This window comes from Aquamicrobium terrae (assembly GCF_040545735.1).
GTDB lineage: Bacteria > Pseudomonadota > Alphaproteobacteria > Rhizobiales > Rhizobiaceae > Mesorhizobium > Mesorhizobium terrae_A.
In genome coordinates this window covers 84,828-104,272 of record NZ_JBEPML010000017.1, presented here as the reverse complement: position 1 = coordinate 104,272, position 19,445 = coordinate 84,828, and the positions used below count along the sequence as shown (strand labels likewise).

Here is a 19,445-nt window from a genome sequence, read left to right as displayed (position 1 = left end):
CCCCGTCGCGCGCCACAACCCGCGCGCCCCCGCCATGTTGCGGCCATGCGTCGTCGTGCGGGAACGGTAGGAAGGCATCAATCTCGTCCTTGGCTGTGAGCTATGGATTAAGGGTGCAGGCGATCATCCCTGCCGCTCGGGAACGCGGACCAGCAATCCCTGCATGTCGTCCGTCACCGTGATCTGGCAGGCCAGCCGCGAATGTTGCGGGTCCGGTTCATAGGCGAAATCAAGCATGTCGTGCTCCATGTCCGAGGAGGGGGGCAGTTTCTCCACCCATTCGGGCGCGACATAGACATGGCAGGTCGAGCACGAGCAGGCGCCGCCGCACTCGGCCTCGATGCCGCGCACGGCCTCGTCGCGGGCGGCCTCCATCAAGCTCATGCCGGCCGTGGCCTCGACGACGCGCCGGTTTCCGTCATGTTCAACGAAGGTGATCTGAACCATTGTCTTTCTCCCGCGATGCTGGAGCGTTTCCGCCTTGCGCAGCAATGCGCTTTTTCCCTGTTTCAGTGCGGCAGCAGCGCCATGGCCTCGACCTCGACCAGGAATTCCGGCCGGGTGAAGCCGGAGACGATCAACAGGGTCGAGGCGGGTTTTGTGGCGAGCCCGGCCACTAGCCGGTCGCGGACGGCCATATAGTCGGCCATGTGCTCACGCCGCGTCACGAAGGCGGTGAAGCGCAGGACATGTGACAGGTCCGCCTCGGCCTCGGCAAGGATGGCCCGGATGTTGGAAAAGCAAAGCTCGGCCTGGGCCTCGACGCCGGCCGGGATCGTTCCATCGGCGGCGAGCCCGAGCTGGCCGGAGGTCACGATCAGCAGGCCCGAGGCCACGCCGTGCGAATAGCTGCCGAACGGGGCCGGCATGGTGGCGGGGGCAAGGGCCTTCATGGCTTTTCCTCTTCCTCTTTGGAATGAAGCCCGCAGCGTTGCAGGAAAAGCTGCGTCGCCTCGGCGACGATGCGGTCCGCATCGAGCGGCGAATGTTCCGGCTTGCCCATCAAAACGCGGGTCTGGGCCTCGTACTCGGCATAGTGCTGGGTCACTGCCCACATGTTGATCTGGAACAGCAGCGGGTCCACGGGGCGGATCTTGCCGCTGTCGATCCATTCCTGGATGACACCGCTGGCCTCCTCGACGGCGCTCTTGAGGTCATTCCAGTGGGGCGCCATTTCCGGTGCGCCGCGGGCGATCTCATTGGCGAAGAAGCGCGAGACGTCTGGATATTCCAGCGCATGCCGCACCTTGCGGTCGATATATTCGGTGATCGCCAGCGCCGGGTCCTCGCGCGAGGCCGACAGGAAGAAGATGTCCTTCCACTGGGCGACGATCTCGCCGAGCACCTGCTGGTACAGCTCCTCCTTCGAGGAGATGTAGTAATGCAGCTGGGCCTTGGTGATGCCGGCCGTCTGGGCGATGGCCTGGGTCGAAGTCCCGGCCAACCCGTTGCGCGCGAATTCCTGGATCGCGGCATTGCGGATCGCTCCGTGGATTTCCTTCCGCTTTCTCTGGGCGCTGGTCATACGCTCCCCATGCATGCACAACGGTTCAGGTTCGGATCGATGCCGCGGCAGGCGCCGCGCCATCGATCGTCGCTTCGATTCGCGCGTCCGGCCGCGCGGGGCGCATGCCCCTATTTGCCGGTCAGCGCGGCCTTGATGTCCAGACCCTTGCCATGGTTGACGAAGCGCATGTCGGCGACCTTGGACAGGTCGACGCTGCCTGCCTCGATGATCTTGCTTTCCACCGCCAGGTCGTAGAACCCCTTGATGCGGGCCTCGTCCATCGCCCCGATCCCCTTCTTTAGGGCGTCGCCCGAATCGATGATGCCCAGCCGTTCGAACTGTAGCATCTCGGCATCCAGCTTCTCGACGGTCATTTCCGGGTTGGCGGCGATGATGGCCTGATAGGCGGCGGTGCGGTCGCCGTAGAGATAGTTGTACCAGCCCTCGATCGACGCATCGATGAAGCGCTGCACGAGATCGGGATTGGTTTCCACCAGCTCGCTGCGGGTCTCGATGATCGAGCCGTAGGTGCTCCATCCCTGGTCGGCCAGCAGGAAGACATCCACCTCGGCGCCTTCCTTGGCCGCATAGAGCGGCTCGGCGGTTCCATAGGCCTGCTGGACCATCTTCGGGTCGCTCAGGAACTGGGCGAGGTTGAAGCCGTAGGGGCGCAGCTGCTCGTTCTGGAAGCCGTGGCTGTCGACCATCCACTGCCAGAAGCTGAACTGGCCGTCCTTCGAGACGAGGACGGAAGGCGCCTTGGTCAGCGCGGCGAAGTCGGCATACTGGCCCTTGTGCGCCATGAACGCCTGCGGATCCTTCTGGAACAGGGCGGCGACCACGGTGGTCGGAATGTCGTTGCGTATGTTGTCGAACGCCAGGAGCAGATTGCCGCCCATCAGGAAGTCGAGCCGGCCGGCGGCCAGCATTGGCCGGGTGTTGACCTGCGGCCCGCCCATGCGGATCTCGACGTCGAGGTCGTATTTCTCGTAGGTGCCGTCCACCACGGCCTGGTAGAAGCCGCCATGGCCGCCCTGTGCCAGCCAGTTGGTGCCGAACACGACCTTGTCGGCGGCAAGGGACGGCCCGGCCGCGAGCATGAGCCCCAAAGCGGTTAAGAGGCTGGTGATGTGCTTCATGCGTGTTCTCCCATTTGGTTGTCGTCGACGCGTGCCATGTCGGCACTCCAGCCCCGGGTCTTGCCCGGGTTCATCAGCCCGTACGGATCCGCCAGCTTCTTGAACTCGATCTGCGTCTGGTCGATCTGCTTCATGCCGCCATCCTCGATGGTCACGACATGGGGGTTGAAGATGGTGCAGCCGTCCTTTTCCTCCAGCTCGGCGATCAGCCGGTAGGTCGCCGCCTCGCCGCGATAGCGCACCAGCGGCAGGGCGAAGATCTGAATCTCGCCGTCCATGCGGGCCATCTCGTGGTGCCAGTAGATCTCGTCGCCATAGCGGGCCATCTGGCGCAGGACCAGATCGGGATCGAAGGGGCGCGGATAGGCGACCTGCAGGTAGGTCCAACCCTTGTCGACCTTGAGGGCCTGCAGCGTGGTGTGGTTCCAGCCGCATTCATAGGCCGGCTGGAGGCCGGCGGCGCGGATTTCGGGCTTGCTCATGGCAAAGGAGATGCGGCCGCCGGCCGCCTCGGCGGCGGCGGTGAAGCGCTCCATCTCCTGCGGGGCGACCATGGCGAAGATCGCGTCCCGGTCGGCGGGGAACAGATCGCCCAGCTTGCTGTAATAGGGGGCGAAGCGGCGTTCGACCGCGGTCAGCAGATAACAGTCCATGCCCTGTTGCTGGGCGGAGCTGGCAAAGCGCAGCGCCTCGCCATAGCCGTCGAACAGGGCGGCGGCATGCACCCAGTCGGTGGCGCGGGTCAGGGCAAGGCCAAGCTCGACGACGATGCCGTTGGTGCCGTAGGCGTGCTGGACCTTCTGGATGTCCTCGCCGTGCAGCTCGATCAGTTTCGGCTCGGGCTCGACCGTGACCACCTTGACATAGGTGACGTTGCCGGGATCGCGCAGCATGCCATGGCGGAGCGAGCCGATGCCGCCCGAGCCGCCGGCGATGAAGCCGCCGATGGTCGCCATCTGCCGGGTCGAGGGATACATCAAGAGTTCCTGTCCGGTCTCGCGGGCGGCGTCGTCCAGCCGCGAGATGCGGGCCCCGGCCTCGACGTGGACATGGCCGCTGGTGATCTCGATCACCTTGTCGAGGCGGGTGAGGTCCATGACCACGCCGCCCTCCAGCGGCACGCACTGGCCGTAATTGCCGGTGCCGCCGCCGCGCAGGGTGAGCGGCACCCTGTGGCGGGCGACCAGCCCGGCGATGCGGATCACCTCGTCGACGCTCTGCGGCACCACGACGAGATCGCCGAGCTTGTCCTTGAGCTGGTCGTTGAGTATCGGACTGTACCAGAAATAGTCGCGCGACCGCGCGGCCAGGTAGTTCTCGTCGTCATGGAAACGGATTCCGTCCAACGCCGCCTTGAAGGCCGCCCAGTCGTGGCGTGCGCTCATGTCTGCTCTCCTTGATGGTGGTCGGCCAGGATGCGGCCGTCGCGCCAGACCGCCCGCGCGGCGCGGGGGCGGCTGATCGCGTCGGTGAGGTCGTCGGCATCCAGCCAGATGAAATCGGCGGGGCCGCCTTCGCTGACGCGCAGGCTGCTTCCCATCCAGTTGGCGGGGGTCTCGCTGATCGCATCGAGCCAGGCGTCGGGTTGCAGATGGCCCAGAAGGGCGGCACCCCTGAACATGTCGCACAGATCGTAGTCGCCATAGGGGAAGAAGCCGTCGCGGACATTGTCCGAGCCGATCATCACCTTCATCCCCGCCGCCCGCGCCTCGTGCATGGGCGCCAGCCCGCGCAGGCGCGGGGTGCGCCCGGTTCCGGCATCCTGCAGATAGCTGTTGCAGCCGGGCAGCACCGTCAGGCCGACACCGGCCTCGGCGGCATGCCGAAGAAGATCACCGACCTCGCCCGGATCGCGCATCGACAGGGCGCAGCCATGGCCGCACAGGACCCGGCCGGCCAGCCCGCGCCGCGCGGTCTCGGCGACGATCGCGTCGATGCCGCGCGCGTCGGTGTCGAGCCCTTCGTCGACATGGAAGTCGAGCTCGAGGTCGTGGCGTTCGGCGAGGTCGAAGACATGGCCGAGCTTCGAGGCGAGATCGTCGTTGCGGTAGATGAAGGCGCCGAGGACGGCGCGGGCGGCCTTGACCTCGCGGGCGACCGCCTCGCCGATGTCGGCGAAAAGGTCGAGCGGGGTCAGCGATGCGAGCTGGAGCCGGACCCGGCCCTGCCATTCGCCGGCCAGTTCGCGCAGCACGTGCCATGCCGTGGGCGGCTCGGCCCCGTACCAGTCGAGATGGCTGCGCATCAGCGCGGTGCCGTGCCGGTAGGCCCGCGACAGCGCCTGCCCGGCGCGTCGGCGAAGATCGGCTTCGTCCCAGCCTGCGGCATCGGCCTTCATCATCTCGATGGCATGGAACAGCGAGGTGGCGCGTTCCGGCATGCGGGACGCGGTGAAGGTCTTGTCGAGATGGGTGTGGATGTCCGCCAGCAGCGGCATGACGAAGCCGCCGCCCTTTTCCGCCGACGGGGACAGGCCGGCGATGCGCCCGTCCTCGACGGCGATGTCCCAGTGCCTGTCGCGGCCAGCCAGGCGCAGGCCCGCCAAGTGCAGGCCGGCACGCCCGGCGGTCGCCGGTTGCGAGGCGACCGGGCCGGTCGTGGCAAAAGGAGTCGGGCCGACGTTGCGCATGGCGGCTACAGTTCCCGCTTGATTTCGCTCTCGTGCCAGTGACCGAGCACGGCACGCGACAGCCAGGCGGTGACGAGGAAGATCAGGATGCCCAGCACCGACACCAGAAACAGCGCGGCGAACATGCGCGGGATCTCGTTGCGGAAGCTCGATTCCAGGATGCGCGAGGCAAGGCCGGTGTTCTGGCCCGCGGTGCCGGCGACGAATTCCGCCACCACCGCGCCGATCAGCGACAGCCCGCCGGCGATCTTCAGCGCGGCCATGAAATAGGGAAGGGCCGAGGGGATCAGAAGGTAGCGCAGGCGTTGCCAGGGCGTCGCCTGATAGAGCCGGAACATGTCGCGCAGATTGTGGTCGGCGCTGCGCAGCCCGATGGCGGTGTTCGACAGGATCGGGAAGAAGGCCACGATCCAGGCGCAGATCAGCAGCGCGAAGAAGGTGTTGCTGACATAGATCAGGATCAGCGGCGCGATGGCGATGACCGGCGTCACCTGCAGGATGACGGCGAAGGGAAACAGGCTCATCTCCACCGTGCGCGACAGGGCGAACACCATGCCCAGAAGCACGCCGCCGACGATGGCGAGGCCCAGCGACAACAGCGTCAGCTTGACGGTGAAGGCCGCGCTCTGCATCAGGGTCGGCCAGTCCTGCACCAGCGTCCTGGCGATCAGGCTCGGCGCCGGGATCAGGTAGTGCGGCACCTCGTTGTACCAGACCAGGAATTCCCACAGGCCGAGCGCCAGTAGGATGGTCGAGACCGGCATGATGATGCGCAACTTGCGCTCGCGCCGTTCGCGCAGGATGCGGGGGTCGATGCCGGTGTTCGTGGCCACGGTGCCGGTTCCCTGTTCAATGGTTGATATCGACATGGTCCATGGTCCCTTCCAGCGCATTGCTGACCAGACGGCAGTTCTCGGTGTATTCGGGCGTCATCCGATGGGCGGCGGTGCGCTGATGGCCATCGGAGAGCGCGATGTCGTGCACGACCCGGCCGGGGCGCGCGGCCATGACGACGACACGGCTGGAGAGATAGACGGACTCGAAGACCGAATGGGTGACGAAGATCACGGTCAGGCCGTGCGAGCGCCACAGGTCGAGAACCTCGTCGTTGAGCTTGGACCTCGTCATCTCGTCCAGCGCCGCGAAGGGCTCGTCCATCAAAAGCAGCTTCGGCCTGGTCACCATGGCGCGGGCGATGGAGACGCGCATCTTCATGCCGCCCGACAGTTCCCGCGGATAGGAATTGGCGAAATTGGCGAGGCCGACCATGGCCAGCGCCTCCTCGACGCGCGGCCGGGCCTCGGATCGCCTGAGCCCGTGCAGCTTGAGCGGCAGGTAGACGTTCTCGAAGACGGTCGCCCAGGGCATCAGCGTGGCTTCCTGGAATACGTAGCCGATGTCGTTGCCGTCGGAACCTTGTCCCGCCGGGTGCCCGTTGACCGAGATCGACCCGGATGAAACCGACAGCAGGCCGGCGACCATCTTCAACGCGGTGCTCTTGCCGCAGCCCGACGGGCCGAGGAAGCTGACGAACTCGCCCTTGCGGATCTGCAGGGACATGCCGCGCAGCGCGACGGTGCCGTTGCCGAACTGCTTGTGGACGTCCTTCATCTCGATGAGGACAGGGGCCTCAGGCCTGGAAATCTGGCAGTTCATCGCTCACCACTCCGGTCTGCTGTCGAGCCAACCTGACGGCAGGCTATCGATTTCGGCCATGGCCTCGACAAGCCTGTCGATGGCGTGGTCCAGCGTCGCCTCGCCCTTTTCGGCGGTGGCCAGATGGGCTTCGCCGCAGGCGCCGGCGGGGCTGAGGTCCTGGGTCTTCCAGCCGGGCCTGGCGCCGCGCCCCAATCCGAGATGGCGGAACTTCTCGGCGAGGTCCTGGCCGCGAGAACGGAAATCGCGCGCCGCATCCATGTTCACATTGGCGGGGTCGAGCGCCAGCATGACCGAGGTTTCCATATCGCCGGCATGGATGCCGTGGCTGCGCTCGACATCGGAATAGAGGCCGTCAGGCATGCCGAAGCCGAACCAGTTGACCGCGAAGGCCAGCATGTCGTGGCTGACGCGCAATTGCCGGGTGACGATGTCCATCACCGGGATGTTGCCGCCGTGGCCGTTCAGCAGCACGAACTTGCGCACGCCGGAGCGCGCCACGCTGGCGCCGATCTCGGTGAGCACGCGGATCAGCGTTTCGGCCGTGAAAGTCAGGGTGCCGGGATAGTCGATGTGCTCGTCGCTCTTGCAGACCGACTGCGTGGGCAGGATCAGGACCGGGCTGGTTTCGGGCAGGGCCCTGGCAAGACGCCGGGCGACACCGTCGACGGTGCAGCTGTCCACCGACATGGGCAAATGCGGCCCGTGCTGCTCGATGGCTCCGATCGGAAGAACGGCGATGATGCGCTGGCGGTCGAGGGCGGCGAAGTCGCGGCTGGAATAATCGGCCCAGAAACGCTTCATCGCGGGGCTCCCTTGCCGTGCCGGGCACTGCTGGGTGGCAATAATCCTATCATGATCAGTCCTCCTCCACGGACAGATAAACAAATTCATAGCAATTGGTCAAACTATTTGGTAGGATTTTTGAAAATCCATTAAGCTACTGATTTTAATTATTTTTCAATCTTTCCGGCAAAAGCGGTGGAGGCTGCGTGCCGGTACGGGGTCGCCAAAAGGGAGGCAAGATGAAGGAGAGAAGATGCGCCCGCGCCTGTTGATCACCAGGCCGCTGCCGGCCGCCGTCCATGACCGCGCCGGGGTGCTGTTCGACCTGACGATCCGGGATAGCACCGGTCCCACCCGGCCGGCCGAGCTGGCGGATGCGCTGACGGAATATGACGCCATCCTGCCTTCGCTGGGCGATGTCTTTTCGCGCGATGTGTTCTCGGCCGCAGGAGCGCCGCGCTGCCGGATCCTGGCGAATTTCGGGGCCGGGGTGAACCATATCGACCTCGCCGCCGCCGCCGATGCAGAGATTGCGGTGACCAACACGCCGGGCGCCGTCACCGCGCCGACGGCCGATCTTGCCATGATGCTGCTGCTGATGAGCGCGCGCCGCGCCGGCGAGGGCGAACGGCTGGTCCGTTCCGGGCAATGGCGGGGCTGGCATCCGGTGGAGCTTCTCGGCGACGAGGTCGGCGCCCGGACGCTGGGCATCGTCGGTATGGGCCGGATCGGCCAGGAGGTGGCCCGCCGCGCCACCGCCGGCTTCGGCATGGAGGTGCTGTTCCACAACCGTTCGCCGAAGCGTCCGCCGGGGCCGGAGGCCACGCAAGTGCCGCTGGACGAGGTGCTGGGCCGGTCCGACTTCATCGTCGTGACCCTGCCGGGCGGTGTCGGGACAAGGCATCTGATCGACGCCGAGGCGTTGTCGCTGATGCGGCCCCACGCGCATCTGATCAATGTCTCGCGCGGCGAGGTGGTGGACGAGGCGGCGCTGATCGAGGCGCTGCGCGAAAAGCGGATCGCCGGCGCGGCGCTCGATGTCTACGAGTTCGAGCCCGAGGTGCCGGCGGCCCTGCGCGAGCGCGACGACGTGGTGCTGCTGCCGCATCTGGGCTCGGCGACGCGATCGGCGCGCGAGGCGATGGGGATGACGGCGCTTGACAATCTGAAGGCCTTCTTCGGCGGCGGCGAGCCGGCGAACAGGGTCGCCTGAACAGGGGAGAGGAGGCAGGACATGACCCATATCGCGATACTGGGCGCGGGGCAGGCGGGTGCGGCGCTGGCGGCCAGGCTACGGGCGCTGAACTTCGAGGGGCGCATCACCCTCATCGGCGAGGAGGAGGCGCTGCCCTACCAGCGGCCGCCTTTGTCGAAGAAATACCTACTGAAGGAGATGTCGCTGGAGCAACTCCACCTGCGCCCGGAGCGGTTCTACGCGGAAAAGGACATCACCCTGTTGCGGGGGCGCAGGGTCACCGCCATCGACACGGCCGGCCGGCAGCTTCGCCTCGACGGGGAGAGCCTGGCTTACGACCAGTTGGCGCTGACCACCGGGGCCACGCCGCGCACGCTGCCGGCGTCGCTGGGCGGCGCCAGGGCGGGCGTCTACGTGGTGCGCAATCTGGCCGATGTCGAGCGCATGGCGCCCGAGTTCGCGCCCGGGCGACGAGTGCTGATCGTCGGCGGCGGCTATATCGGGCTGGAGGCGGCGGCGGTGGCGGCCAAGCTGGGGCTGAAGGTGACGTTGGTGGAGGCGGCGCAGCGCATTCTCCAGCGCGTCGCCGCGCCCGAAACCTCGGACTATTTCCGGGCGCTGCACGCCGGGCAGGGCGTCGAAATCCTGGAAGGCATGGGATTGCAGAGGCTTGAAGGGGGTACGGCGATCTCGGTCGCGCTGTCGGACGGTTCGCGGCGCGAGGTGGATTTCGTCGTGGTCGGCATCGGCGTCATGGCCAATGACGGGCTGGCGGCGGCTGCGGGGCTGGCCTGCGAGAACGGCATCGTCGTCGATGCGCAGGGCCGCAGCAGCGACCCTTCGGTTTGGGCGGCCGGCGACTGCACGCGCTTTCCCTATCGCGGCGAGATGATCCGGCTGGAGAGCGTGCAGAACGCCATCGACCAGGCCGAGGCGGTGGCCGCCAACATGCTGGGCGCGGGGCAGGACTATGTGCCGAAGCCGTGGTTCTGGTCCGATCAGTACGACATCAAGCTCCAGATCGCCGGGCTGAACAGCAATTTCGATCAGGTCGTGGTGCGGCCGGGTGCCGGGCAGGCGTGCTCGCACTGGTATTTTCGCGAAGGCGAGTTGCTGGCCGTGGATGCGATGAACGATCCGCGCAGCTACATGATCGGCAAGCGCCTGATCGAGGCGGGGCGCTCGCCCCTGCCGGGGCAGGTGGCGGATGCCGGCTACGACCTCAAAAGCCTGATCTGACGGGCACCCAGCCGCCGGCACTTGCCGCGGCCTGGCTGTTCGCTACAGGTCGGTCAGCGTGCCCTCGAAAACTTCGGCGGCGAAGCCGAGCGTTTCGGACAGCGTCGGGTGCGGGTGGATGGTCAGCGCGAGATCTGCCGCGTCGGACCCCATCTCGATGGCATGGCAGGCCGAGGCGATCAGTTCGCCCGCGTTGACGCCGACGATCGCCGCGCCCAGCACCCGGCCGCTGTCGGGGTCGAGAACAAGCTTGGTCAGGCCCTCGCCGCGCCCCATCGACAGCGCCCGTCCGGACGCCGCCCATGGGAAGGGGGTGGTCTTCACCTTGCGTCCCTCCGCCTTCGCCTGCGTTTCGGTGAGGCCGGTCCAGGCGATCTCGGGATCGGTGTAGGCGACGGAGGGAATGCAGCGCGGCTCGAATGCCGCCTTGTGGCCGCAGGCGACCTCGGCCGCCACCTTGGCCTCGTGCGTGGCCTTGTGGGCGAGCATCGGCTGGCCGACCACGTCGCCGATGGCGAAGATGTGCTTCTGGTTGGTCCGCATCTGCGCATCGACCGGGATGAAGCCCTGGCCGGTCACCGCCACACCCGCCGTCTCCGCTCCCAGTTCCGCGCCGTTGGGGCGTCGGCCGACGGCGACGAGGATGGCGTCGAACTTCGTTTGCCATGTCCCGGACGCATTCTCGAATGAAGCGGTGAGCGCTTCGCCCGCCGCGACGGCGGCGACGCCGGTCTCCAGATGGATGGCTTCGTAGCGGGCCTTGAGCCGGCTCGTCAGCGGCTTGACGATATCGGCATCGGCGCCGGGGATGAGCTGGCCCATGCGCTCGGCGATGGTGATGCGCGATCCCAGCGCATGATAGACCTGCGCCATCTCCAGCCCGATGATGCCGCCGCCGAGAACCAGCAGGCGCTGCGGCACGGCTTTCAGGTCCAGTGCTCCGGTGCTGTCGAAGATGCGCGGGTCGTCTGGCAGGAAGGGCAGCCATATCGGGCTGGAGCCCACGGCGACGATGGCCTGATCGAAGGTGAGGCGGCGCGGCCCGTCCGGCGTCGCCACCTCGACCTCGTGCGGCCCGGTGAAGCGCGCCATGCCCTGCATGGTGGTGACCTTGCGCCGCTTCGCCAGCCTGGCAAGGCCGCCGGTCAGCTTGCCGACGACGCTTTCCTTCCAGCCCCGCACCGCATCGATGTCGATCTGCGGCGCGCCGAAGCTGACGCCATGCGCCGCGCCCTCGGCCGCGTCGTCGACCAGCTTGGCGACATGCAGCAGCGCCTTGGACGGGATGCAACCGACATTGAGGCACACCCCGCCCAGGGTCTGCCGCGCATCGACCAGCGTGACCTTGCGGCCGAGGTCGGCGGCGCGGAAGGCGGCGGTATAGCCGCCCGGACCGGCGCCGATGACCAGCAGATCCACATGGTCGCCGCCTGCGGCAGCCGCTGCCGGTGTGGGAGCCGGCCGGTCGGCAAGCTCCTCCTCGATGCGCAGCGCCACGGTTCCCTGGCTGACGCGGTCGCCCACCTTCACCAGCACCTCGCGCACCACGCCGGCGCAGGGTGCGGGAATATCCAGAGTCGCCTTGTCGCTCTCCAGCATCAGGATCGGGTCATCGATCGCGATGCGGTCGCCGGGTCCGACCGGGACCTCGACGACGGTGACATCCTTGAAATCCCCGATGTCGGGGATGGCGATTTCTCTCGTCATGGCCGTTCCCCTCACAGGCTGATGCGCCGGAAATCGGACAGGATGTCCTTGACGAAGCCGAGGAAGCGGGCCGCCGCCACGCCGTCGACCGCGCGGTGATCCCAGGACAGCGACAGCGGCTGGATCAGACGCGGCTGGAAGGCTTCCCCGTCCCAGACCGGCTTGGTCGCCGAGCGCGTCATGCCGAGGATGGCGACTTCCGGCGCGTTGATGATGGGCGTGAAGTTCGTTCCGCCGATGCCGCCGAGCGACGAGATGGTGAAGGTCGCGCCCTGCATGTCGGAAGGCTTCAGCCGCCCGGCGCGGGCATCGGCGGCGAGATCGGCCATTTCGGCGGCGATCTCGCGCAGGCCCTTGCGGTCGGCGTCCTTGACCACCGGCACCACCAGCCCTTCGGGCGTGTCGGCGGCGATGCCGATGTTCCAGTATTTCTTCAGCACCATGTCGTCGCCGTCGAGCGACGAATTGAAGGCCGGATAGGCCTTCAGCGCCGCCACCGCCGCCTTGACCACGAAGGGCAGGATCGACAGTTTCGGCGCGCCGTCCTGCGCGTTGGCTTCCTTGCGGAAGGTCTCCAGATCGGTCACGTCGGCTTCGTCGAAATTGGTGACGTGCGGGATCATGATGGCGTTGCGCGCCAGAGCCGGGCCGGAAATGCGCACGATGCGCGACAACGGCTTGCGCTCGATCTCGCCGAATTTGGCGAAATCCACGCGCGGCCAGTCGGGCAGGCCGAGGCCGATGCCGCCATCCGTCGCGCCATTCGCGGCAGGGGCCTGCAAGGCCGCCTTGACGAAGCCCTGCACGTCCTCCCGGGTGATGCGGCCTTTGGGGCCGGTGCCATGGATGCCGGCAAGGTCCACGCCCAGTTCGCGGGCGAACTTGCGGATCGAGGGCGAGGCGTGCGGCGGCAGGCCGTCCTGTGCCGAAGGTGCCGGGCTTGCCGCAGCGGCGGGCGCCGGTGCCGCCGCGGCTTGCGGCACGGCTTCGGCCGGCGGTGCGGCAGCCGGGGCCGGTTCGGGCGCAGGCGCGGCAGACGCAGCCTCTGACCCCTGCCCGGCTTCTATCTCGGCCAGCAGCGTGCCCTCGCTCACCTTGTCGCCCATGCCCACATGAAGGGCTGTGATGCGCCCGCCGATCTCGGCGGGGACATCCAGCGTCGCCTTGTCGGATTCGACCACCACCAGCGTGTCGCCGGCGGCGATGGTGTCGCCGACCGCGACCGGCAGTTCGACGACCGGCACGTTACGGAAATCGCCCAGATCGGGAACCGCGATCTTCACCAGATTGCTCATGTCCGGCTCCTCCTCAGACGGTCCACGGGGCGGGCGCATCCGCCCGGATGCCGAATTCGGCGATGGCCTCGACAAGCACCTTGCGCTCGGCATGGCCCTCGCGCACCAGCGCCTCGATGGCCGCCAGCGCGATACTTTTGGCATCCACCTCGAAGAAGGCGCGCAGCGCCGTGCGGGTGTCGCTGCGGCCGAAGCCGTCGGTGCCGAGCGCGATGAAGCGCGCGTCGAGATAGGGCGCGATCATCTGCGGCAGGGCGCGCACATAATCGGTCGCCGCCACGATGGGCATGCGGCCTGACAACAGCCTTGCGGCATGGCCGATCTGCGGTTCCTCGGCGGCGGAGAGCCGGTTGGCGCGCTCGACCGCGCGCGCCTCCCGCGCCAGTTCCGTAAAGGAGGTGGCGCTGAAGACGTCCGAGGCGATGCCGAAGCGCTCAGTCAGCAGGTCGGCCGCCGCGATCACCTGCTGCATGATGGTGCCCGAACCCAGCAGCCGCACGCGGGTTTCCGCGCCCTCGTCGCCACGGCTGGCGAATTTGTACAGGCCCTTGACGATGTCCGCTTCCGCGCCCGATTGCAGCGAGGGCTGGGCGTAGTTCTCGTTCATCACCGTGACGTAGTAGAACTCGTCGGCCTGCTCCTCCATCATGCGGCGCATGCCGTGGTCGAGGATGACGGCCAGTTCGCCGGCGAAGGCGGGGTCGTAGGCGCGGCAATTGGGGATGGTCGAGGCGATCAGGTGGCTGGTGCCGTCCTGATGCTGCAAGCCTTCGCCCGACAGCGTGGTGCGCCCCGCCGTGGCGCCGAGCAGGAAGCCCCGCGCGCGCTGGTCGGCGGCCGCCCAGATCAGGTCGCCGATGCGCTGGAAGCCGAACATCGAATAATAGATGTAGAAGGGCAGCGTCGGCGTGTCGTGCACGCTGTAGGAGGTGGCGGCGGCGGCCCAGCTCGAGATCGCGCCGGCCTCGGTGATGCCTTCCTCGAGCAATTGCCCGTCCTTGGCCTCCTTGTAGTACATCATCGAGCCGGCGTCCTCGGGCTCGTAGAGCTGGCCCTTCGGCGCGTAGATGCCAACCTGACGGAACAGGTTGTCCATGCCGAAGGTGCGCGCCTCGTCGGCGACGATGGGCACGATGCGTGGGCCGATGCCCTTGTCCTTCAGGAGCCCGCCCATCATGCGCACGGCGGCCATGGTGGTCGACATCTCCTTGCCGTCGGCGCCGGTGGCGAACTTGCCGTAGCTGTCAAGCGCCGGCACCGCGATGCGCTTCTCGGGCGCCTGGCCGGGGCGGCGGGCGGGGATGGAGCCGCCCAATGTCGCGCGGCGCTCGCGCAGATAGGCCATCTCGCGGCTGTGCTCGGCCGGCTTGTAGAACTTCAGCCCCTCCAGATCGCTTTCCGACAGCGGCAGGCCGAAACGGTCGCGGAAGGCGACCAGCGCCTCCATGTCCAGCTTCTTGGACTGGTGGGCGGTCATGCGGCTTTCGCCGGCATTGCCCATGCCGTAGCCCTTCTTGGTCTTGGCGAGGATCACCGTCGGGCGGCCCTTGTGCGCCTTGGCGGCGGCAAAGGCGGCATGGAGCTTGCGGAAATCATGGCCGCCGCGCTTCAGCGCGTGGATTTCGGCATCGGTCATGTGGGCGACCAGGGCGCGGCTGGCCGGATCGGCATCGAAGAACTTGGCGCGGTTGTAGTCGCCGTCCTTGCTGCCGAGATCCTGATACTGGCCGTCGACCGTCTCGGCGAAGCGGCGCAGCAGCACCAGATCCTTGTCGCGGGCGAACAGCCCGTCCCATTCCGAGCCCCACAGCACCTTGATGACGTTCCAGCCGGCGCCGATGAACAGGCTCTCCAGTTCCTGGATGATCTGGCCGTTGCCGCGCACCGGGCCGTCCAGCCGCTGCAGGTTGCAGTTGACGACGAAGGTCAGGTTATCGAGGTTCTCGCGTGCGGCCAGCGTCAGGCCGGCGATGGATTCGGGCTCGTCCATCTCGCCGTCGCCGAACACGCCCCAGACGTGGCGGCCGGCGGTGCTGGCCAGTCCACGCCCTTCCAGATAGCGCATGTAGCGGGCCTGATAGACGGCGCTGATCGGGCCGAGGCCCATCGAACCGGTCGGGAACTGCCAGAAGTCCGGCATCAGCCAGGGATGCGGATAGGAGCACAGGCCGTTGCCGCCGACCTCCTGCCGGTAGTTGGCGAGCTGGTCCTCGCTCAGCCGGCCCTCCAGGAAGGCGCGAGCATAGACGCCGGGCGCGGAATGCGGCTGGAAGTAGACCAGATCGCCGCCGAAATCCTCGGTGCGGCCGCGGAAGAAGTGGTTGAAGCCGATCTCGAAGATCTCGGCTGCGCTGGCATAGCTGGCGATATGGCCACCCAGCTCGCCATAGGCCTTGTTGGCGCGCACGACCATGGCCAGCGCGTTCCAGCGGATGATCGAGGTGATGCGCTCCTCCAGCTCCAGATCGCCCGGATAGGAGCCCTGCTGCGCCACCGGAATGGTGTTGCGATAGGCCGAATAGGGCTGGCCCTTGGAAAAGACGCCATTGGCGCGGGCCACGTCGTCGAGCTGGCGCAGCAGGAACCCGGCGCGCTCGCTGCCCGAACTGGCGGCGACGGCGGTGAGGGCCTCGATCCATTCCTGCGTTTCGATGGGGTCGGTATCGGACTGGCCGCGCCGGTCCTGCTGAAAGTCGCTCATGCTGCCTCTTCCCAATGTTGCTGGCAGCAACTGTAACGGCGGGTACGGAAAATATGATGCCGAAAATGCTTTCAATGGAGTGTGTAACGGCATTGAGTGCCGCATTTCGCGCCATGCGTGGCATGAAATGCTGGACGGCCAGATAGTCTGGATGTTCGCCCGCCGCCTGCCTCCCGCGCGTTCAGACGGGCAGGGCGGTTTTGTACTTCACCTGCTTGAGCGCGAAGCTGGAGCGGATGTTGGAAACGCCGGGAATCTTGGTCAGTTCGTTGACGATGAAATGCTCCAGCGCCTTCATGTCCGGCACGATCAGGCGAACCAGATAGTCGCTGTCGCCGGTCATCAGGTAGCACTCCATCACCTGAGGGAAGGAATTCATCTTCTGTTCGAAGGTGCGCAAGGCCTGCTCGACCTGCTTTTCCAGCGTCACCTGAATGAAGACGTTGATCGACAGGTCGAGCGCTTCCGGATCGACCAGCGCGACATAGCCGCGGATGAAGCCGTCGCGCTCAAGTTGCTTGACTCGTGCGAGACAAGGTGACGGGGACAGCCCCACCCGCGCCGACAGTTCGACATTGGTGAGGCTGCTGTCTTTCTGCAATTGGGCCAGGATACGGCGGTCGGTGTCGTCGAAGGGGCGTCTTGGCATGTTGCGTTCCAATGTCAGGCATAGGCGGCATATTATTCTGGCATTGATGTCTATGGCGGCGCAATGCACTGTTGGAACACGGTTTGCCGGTGAGAAATGACAGGCCATTTCCGCCCTGAGCGGGTGGTGGGGTATCCTGATTGCGCCGGTTTCGATGCCGTTTCGGCCTGTGGAACGAGTCTGGAACGAGTCTGGAACGAATCGCTGACTCCTGCCGATTCATGGTTCGTTCACGGCTATATGTAGCTTTTTGCCGGATGGAGGCGGCTAGATGCTGAATCTTCCGAAGCGCCGTTTCGGCTGAATCTGGCGGAATCTGCGACATGGGCCGGCCGGGCTCGCCATGATGCGGCATCTTTCAACTTAATATATTGAAAAATAAGGAATTTCTTAATCTTCCTTAAGAATCTGCGAAGGCCTTGCCTGGGTTGCCGTTAACACCTCGATCAAAGACGGAACGAAACGGCGACGAATCGCTGATCGCAGAAGTTTCCCGTTTCGTTCGCTACCAGATGTTGTGGCTTGCACAGCTTGTCCACAGGCCGTGCACAGGCTGGATGTGGAAACGGCGCGGTTTGCCGCGCCGCGCCGTTAAGTCTTGCGTGCCGGATCGGCACAGCCTTTTATCGATCAGGCGAGATACTGCCCGCCATTCGCCGTGAGAGTCGAGCCGGTGATGAAGCCGGCATCGTCGGAGGCGAGGAAGACCACGCAACGCGCGATCTCCTCCGCCTCGCCGAGGCGGCCGACCGGGATCTGGGCGACGATCGCCTCGCGCACCTTTTCCGGCACCGCCATCACCATGTCGGTGGCGATGTAGCCGGGGCAGATGACGTTAACGGTGATGCCGGCGCGCGCGCCCTCCTGCGCCAGCGCCTTGGTGAAACCGATGTCGCCGGCCTTGGCGGCCGAATAGTTGGCCTGTCCCATCTGGCCCTTCTGGCCGTTGATGGAGGAGATGGTGATGACGCGGCCGAACTTGCGGTCGCGCATGCCGGTCCACAGCGGATGCGTCATGTTGAAGACGCCATTGAGGTTGGTGCCGATCACCTCGTTCCACTGCTCGCGCGTCATCTTGTGGAACATGGCGTCGCGGGTGATGCCGGCATTGTTGACCAGCACCCCCACCGGGCCGAGGTCGGCCTCCACCTGGGCGATGCCCTCGGCGCAGGCGTCGTAATCGGCCACCGACCATTTGTAGACCGGAATGCCGGTCTCCTCGTTGAATGTACGGGCGGCTTCGTCATTGCCGGCATAGTTGGCGGCAACGGAGTAGCCCGCATCCCTCAACGCTTTGGCAATGGCGGCGCCGATGCCGCGCGTTCCGCCGGTGACGATTGCAACCCTGCTCATGCTCTGGTCCTTCCGTGGTGATGCAGTAGGCGAGTGGTAAGGCAGTAGGTTAAGTAAGGCAGTAGGGCAGTAAGGCAGTAAGGCAGTAGGGAAACGGTCAGTTCGGGCTTCTTTACATATTGCCCTACTCCCCTACTGCCCTACTCCCCTAATTCATCCCCTCCAGGCACATGGCGACGCCCATGCCGCCGCCGATGCACAGCGTGGCCAGGCCTTTCTTCGCGCCGCGGCGCTTCATCTCGTAGACCAGCGTGTTGAGGATGCGGGCGCCCGAGGCGCCGATCGGATGGCCGATGGCGATGGCGCCGCCATTGACGTTGACGATATCGGGGTTCCAGCCGAGCCCCTTGTTGACGGCGCAGGCCTGGGCGGCGAAGGCCTCGTTGGCCTCGACGAGGTCGAGGTCGTTGACCGACCAGCCCGCCTTTTCCAGCGCCTTCTTCGAGGCCGGGATCGGGCCGGTGCCCATCACCGCCGGATCGACGCCGGCGGTCGCCCAGGAAGCGATGCGGACGATCGGCGTGAGGCCGCGGCGCTGGGCCTCGGCCTCCGTCATCAACAGCACGCCGGCGGCGCCGTCATTGATGCCGGAGGCGTTGCCGGCCGTCACCGTGCCTTCCTTGTCGAAGGCCGGCTTCAGCTTCTGCATGGCATCGATGGTGGCGCCGTGGCGGATGTATTCGTCGTCCTCGACCACGGTGTCGCCCTTGCGCGACTTGACCGTCACCGAAACGATCTCGTCCTTGAACTTGCCGGCCTTCTGGGCGGCCTCGGCCTTGTTCTGCGAGGCCAGCGCGAACCGGTCCTGCTCGTCGCGGGAAATCTGGAACTCACGCGCGACGTTCTCGGCGGTGATGCCCATGTGGTAGCCGTTGAAGGCATCCCACAGGCCGTCCTTGATCATGGTGTCGATCATCTTGTAGTCGCCCATCTTCACGCCGGCGCGCAGATGCTGGGCATGCGGCGAAAGCGACATCGATTCCTGCCCGCCGGCCACGATGACGCGGGCATCTCCGCTGGCGATCTGCTGCATGCCGAGGGCGACAGAGCGCAGGCCCGAGCCGCACACCTGGTTCATGCTCCAGGCCGAAGCCTCCTTCGGTACGCCGGCCAGCATCGCGGCCTGGCGGGCGGGGTTCTGGCCCTGGGCTGCGGTCAGCACCTGGCCGAGGATGACCTCGTCGACCTCGGCGGCGTCGACGCCGGCGCGGGCCAGCACTTCCTTGATCACGATGGCGCCAAGCTCATGTGCCGGCAGGTTGGCGAAGGCGCCGCTGAAGGAGCCCACGGGGGTGCGGGCGGCGCTGACGACAACGATGGCGTTGGAAGCGGACATGTTTTTCTCCGGACTTTTCAGGACGGCATTTCGACGGGTTTCCTTAACTTTTGTTGCCCTTTCCGAAACGCGAGTCAAACCGGAAATGCGGCCGTCACGCCGGCGCCGCCAAGCCGGCTCAGCAATGCTGCGCAGCATTTTGCACCGCCGTCGACCCGTTCATTTCTTCTGCACTGCACAAAATGACTTGGAGTCGCGTCTGTTTTGGGCCTATCCTGCAAGCAGTGGAAATCAGGCAGTAAGTGCTTGCTTA

The 19,445-nt window shown here is 66.2% G+C and carries 17 protein-coding genes; 2 read left to right on the top strand and 15 right to left on the bottom strand.

Annotated features, from left to right (window positions below; all coding sequences use genetic code 11):
- Positions 1 to 123: 123 nt before the first annotated feature.
- The 9 genes from ABID37_RS20250 to ABID37_RS20210 form a co-directional block, all read right to left on the bottom strand.
- Entirely contained in the window at positions 124 to 447 is a 324-nt protein-coding gene (locus ABID37_RS20250) for a 2Fe-2S iron-sulfur cluster-binding protein (protein WP_354198060.1), read from the bottom strand.
- Between the two features lie 62 nt (positions 448 to 509).
- Complete coding sequence (locus tag ABID37_RS20245; RefSeq protein WP_354198058.1) at positions 510 to 893, bottom strand: RidA family protein; 384 nt, start codon at positions 891 to 893, stop codon at positions 510 to 512.
- The gene (locus ABID37_RS20240) at positions 890 to 1,525 is read right to left on the bottom strand and encodes a TetR family transcriptional regulator C-terminal domain-containing protein (RefSeq protein WP_354198056.1); all 636 of its coding nucleotides are present in this window, start codon (positions 1,523 to 1,525) and stop codon (positions 890 to 892) included. Before ABID37_RS20240 ends, ABID37_RS20245 begins: the two co-directional genes overlap by 4 nt.
- Positions 1,526 to 1,635: 110 nt before the next feature.
- Positions 1,636 to 2,646: an ABC transporter substrate-binding protein gene (locus tag ABID37_RS20235; protein WP_354198054.1), complete on the bottom strand. Its 1,011-nt coding sequence runs from the start codon at positions 2,644 to 2,646 to the stop codon at positions 1,636 to 1,638.
- Positions 2,643 to 4,031: an FAD-binding oxidoreductase gene (locus ABID37_RS20230; protein ID WP_354198052.1), complete on the bottom strand. Its 1,389-nt coding sequence runs from the start codon at positions 4,029 to 4,031 to the stop codon at positions 2,643 to 2,645. The genes ABID37_RS20235 and ABID37_RS20230 overlap by 4 nt, the downstream gene beginning before the upstream one ends.
- Positions 4,028 to 5,275: an amidohydrolase family protein gene (locus ABID37_RS20225; protein WP_354198050.1), complete on the bottom strand. Its 1,248-nt coding sequence runs from the start codon at positions 5,273 to 5,275 to the stop codon at positions 4,028 to 4,030. The genes ABID37_RS20230 and ABID37_RS20225 overlap by 4 nt, the downstream gene beginning before the upstream one ends.
- 5 nt (positions 5,276 to 5,280) lie before the next feature.
- Complete coding sequence (locus ABID37_RS20220) at positions 5,281 to 6,039, bottom strand: ABC transporter permease (protein ID WP_354198066.1); 759 nt, start codon at positions 6,037 to 6,039, stop codon at positions 5,281 to 5,283.
- A gap of 85 nt (positions 6,040 to 6,124) precedes the next feature.
- Entirely contained in the window at positions 6,125 to 6,931 is an 807-nt protein-coding gene (locus ABID37_RS20215; protein WP_354198049.1) for an ABC transporter ATP-binding protein, read from the bottom strand.
- 3 nt (positions 6,932 to 6,934) lie between these two features.
- A complete protein-coding gene (locus tag ABID37_RS20210; protein WP_354198047.1) occupies positions 6,935 to 7,735 on the bottom strand; it encodes a creatininase family protein in 801 nt (266 codons plus the stop codon).
- A gap of 235 nt (positions 7,736 to 7,970) precedes the next feature.
- Between ABID37_RS20210 and ABID37_RS20205 the strand changes: the two genes are divergently transcribed.
- A complete protein-coding gene (locus ABID37_RS20205; RefSeq protein ID WP_354198045.1) occupies positions 7,971 to 8,930 on the top strand; it encodes a 2-hydroxyacid dehydrogenase in 960 nt (319 codons plus the stop codon).
- Between the two features lie 21 nt (positions 8,931 to 8,951).
- Positions 8,952 to 10,151 carry an NAD(P)/FAD-dependent oxidoreductase gene (locus tag ABID37_RS20200; protein WP_354198043.1) on the top strand — a complete coding sequence of 400 codons (1,200 nt, stop codon included), beginning with the start codon at positions 8,952 to 8,954 and terminating at the stop codon, positions 10,149 to 10,151.
- 42 nt (positions 10,152 to 10,193) lie between these two features.
- On the opposite strand, the gene lpdA is transcribed toward ABID37_RS20200, so the two are convergent.
- The 6 genes from lpdA to ABID37_RS20170 form a co-directional block, all read right to left on the bottom strand.
- The gene (lpdA, locus tag ABID37_RS20195) at positions 10,194 to 11,858 is read right to left on the bottom strand and encodes a dihydrolipoyl dehydrogenase (protein ID WP_354198041.1); all 1,665 of its coding nucleotides are present in this window, start codon (positions 11,856 to 11,858) and stop codon (positions 10,194 to 10,196) included.
- Between the two features lie 11 nt (positions 11,859 to 11,869).
- On the bottom strand, positions 11,870 to 13,153 hold the full coding sequence (locus ABID37_RS20190) for a 2-oxo acid dehydrogenase subunit E2 (RefSeq protein WP_354198039.1): 1,284 nt from the start codon (positions 13,151 to 13,153) through the stop codon (positions 11,870 to 11,872).
- Between the two features lie 13 nt (positions 13,154 to 13,166).
- Complete coding sequence (mdeB, locus tag ABID37_RS20185) at positions 13,167 to 15,854, bottom strand: alpha-ketoglutarate dehydrogenase (RefSeq protein ID WP_354198037.1); 2,688 nt, start codon at positions 15,852 to 15,854, stop codon at positions 13,167 to 13,169.
- Positions 15,855 to 16,035: 181 nt separating this feature from the next.
- A complete protein-coding gene (locus ABID37_RS20180; RefSeq protein WP_354198035.1) occupies positions 16,036 to 16,503 on the bottom strand; it encodes an Lrp/AsnC family transcriptional regulator in 468 nt (155 codons plus the stop codon).
- 630 nt (positions 16,504 to 17,133) lie between these two features.
- The gene (gene phbB, locus ABID37_RS20175) at positions 17,134 to 17,856 is read right to left on the bottom strand and encodes an acetoacetyl-CoA reductase (RefSeq protein ID WP_354198033.1); all 723 of its coding nucleotides are present in this window, start codon (positions 17,854 to 17,856) and stop codon (positions 17,134 to 17,136) included.
- A 148-nt stretch (positions 17,857 to 18,004) separates the two neighbouring features.
- Positions 18,005 to 19,192, bottom strand: a complete 1,188-nt coding sequence (locus ABID37_RS20170; protein WP_354198031.1) for an acetyl-CoA C-acetyltransferase — start codon at positions 19,190 to 19,192, stop codon at positions 18,005 to 18,007.
- Positions 19,193 to 19,445: the final 253 nt, after the last annotated feature.